The sequence below is a fragment of the Methylobacillus sp. genome (genome assembly GCF_036844465.1).
Classification (GTDB): domain Bacteria; phylum Pseudomonadota; class Gammaproteobacteria; order Burkholderiales; family Methylophilaceae; genus Methylobacillus.
This window is the reverse complement of the sequence record NZ_DAIUFW010000030.1, coordinates 1-2,346: the sequence shown is the minus strand read 5'-3', so window position 1 is coordinate 2,346 and position 2,346 is coordinate 1. Positions and strand designations below refer to the sequence as shown.

At 49.7% G+C, this 2,346-nt stretch carries 3 protein-coding genes; all 3 read left to right on the top strand.

Going from position 1 to position 2,346, the window contains the following annotated elements; genetic code table 11:
• Nucleotides 1-1,082: hypothetical protein (locus V7Z75_RS13880; RefSeq protein ID WP_334109240.1), on the top strand; the 1,082-nt coding region annotated here is incomplete at its 5' end.
• Entirely contained in the window at nucleotides 1,079-1,987 is a 909-nt protein-coding gene (locus V7Z75_RS13875; protein WP_334109239.1) for a hypothetical protein, read from the top strand. The genes V7Z75_RS13880 and V7Z75_RS13875, both read left to right, overlap by 4 nt.
• Nucleotides 1,987-2,346 (top strand): hypothetical protein (locus V7Z75_RS13870; protein WP_334109238.1); only part of this gene is annotated, 360 nt, incomplete at its 3' end. The genes V7Z75_RS13875 and V7Z75_RS13870, both read left to right, overlap by 1 nt.

Sequence of the window (2,346 nt, the reverse complement as noted above, 5' to 3'; positions counted from 1 at the left end):
CAGTGCTGGTTGAGGCTATTCAGAAGTCCAGTCTTTCCGAAGGTATCAGGCAGCTTTTCACAGGCTTTAGCGACAAAGCCCAGATTCAAAGCCTTATCGCTTCCGCTTCGCAATTGGCTCGGTATCAGGAGGACTTGACCAATCAATACAACCTGACCGCTGATAGCGCCGCCAAGGTTGCGAAAGCATCTGGCCTGGCTGGGCAAGAGTTGATCGACTTTACCAACAAGATCATCTCCACAACCTTGTCCTTGCGTACTCCTGGCGAAGCATTGTTGGATGCAAAAAGTATCTTGCAGGATCGGCTAGATAGCGTTCTTGGCAATGTGGCTGTACCGGAAACAATCAAGGCATTCGACGCGATATTGAAGGGAATTGACACCACCAATGCCGAAGGGGTGGCGCAATTCTCGGCCCTGTTCCAGATCCGTGATGCGATGGCAGAATTTACCAGTAGTCTGACAGGGCTGAAAGATGGGGTTAGCGAGGCGGTATTCAGTCTTAAAACGCCTGAGCAGCAATTGATCATCCTGCAAAACAATCTGAAAGATGCTTTTTCGGAACTGGGGCTGGCTGTCCCTAAGACAGTTGCCGAATTGCTGGCGCTGGGTGAATCTATTGATTACACTACGGAAGAAGGAATCAACCTTGCCGCTGTATTCCCTGCGTTGGTTGAAGGGTTCCTCAATACCAACGAGGCCGCCGTTAGCCTTGCCTCAAGTCTTGGCCTTCTTGATATCAACAAGTTCAAGACGCTGGTCGATTACACGAGAGCGCAACGCTATGCCGTCACTGGCAATCTGGACAAGCTGCCATCCTTTGATGTTGGCACCAACATTGTGCCGCGCGATATGACAGCCAATATCCATGCTGGCGAACGCATCATTCCAGCCGCTGATAACAAGGAATTGATGCAGCGCCTAGAAAGCCCAGTCACTGCCGACAATTCAGGAATTGAGCAAAGACTTAGCACATTGGAGAAGGTAATGACGGCGGTGGCGAAGGCTTCGGTTTCAATGGAGCGTAGGTTTAGAAAGTGGGACGGAGATGGAATGCCTCCTGAAAGATTGGTGACCGCATGAAAATAGTACGTCCAATAACCATCAACAATGCACGTTTGCTTTCGAGCAATGTGCCCGAAAATGATTATCCTGCATGGAGTAGCGGTGAAACAGTAGGGCTTGGGGCGCGCCGGATTTATGTAGTCGGCGAGCATCACTGGGTAGTCGAAAGCCTTCAAGCTGGCAATACAGGCCACACGCCAACAGGCGATAATACCAATGATGAATGGTGGCTGCTGATCGGCAATACCAACCGCTGGCGCATGTTCGATGAATCCATTTCTTCTACTACCAGCAATCCAGAGGAAATTATTGTCGAGTTCCATAACCTCGGCCCGATGGATTCGATTGTGCTGATGAATGTCGATGCCGCTACTGTGCGCATTGAGATAGAAGATGCAGTTGCTGGCGTTGTGTTCGATGAAACCTACACCATGATCGGCAATCGCGGCGTCACGGACTGGTTCACGTTCTTCTATGAGCCATATGAAGCCAAGACGGTTCTGCTTGATACCAGCCTACCCAAGTACATCAACGCGATAACAAAAATCACCATCAGCAAGCCGGATGAGGTTGCATCTGTTGGAGCCTGTATTGTAGGCCTTAGTAAAACAATAGGCGATACCCTGCTTGGCGGCAAGGTAGGCATTCAGGACTACAGCGTCAAGCAGCGTGACGATTTCGGCAACTTCACCATCCTTGAACGCGCATTCAGCAATTACGCCACACTTGATGTTTGGGTGGAGTCTGGTCAAGCCGACAAGATCATGAAAATCCTGACTAGCTATAGGGCAACACCTGTTGTTTATGTGGGCGATGAAACGCGCGAGGCCACGTTCATATATGGCTACTACAAGGACTTCTACGAAACCATTGAGTATGACAAATACTCGCTTTATTCCCTCGAATTGGAGAGCCTAACCTAATGTCAATATCCCAAAATACATTGGATGTGTTGCAGGATGCGCCGCAGCCGAACATGCAGCCGGATGAATTCAACCTGAAAGCGTTTGCTTTCGCCGCTGTGCTTTATACCCTTGGCCTTGAAATTAACGAGACTGTAGCCACTCTCAACCAGGCATCAACCACATCGGAAAGTGGAGACACTCTCACTATTGGTCTTGGGGCGAAGAACTTGACCGTAGAGGCAGGAAAGAGCTTTGCAGTCGGAATGTCAGTACGCATTGCAGACACTGTTACTGGTACGCGGTGGATGAATGGCGATGTGACAGCTTATGATCCACTCACTGGCAATTTATCGGTGAACGTCAGTGCTATTCAGGGC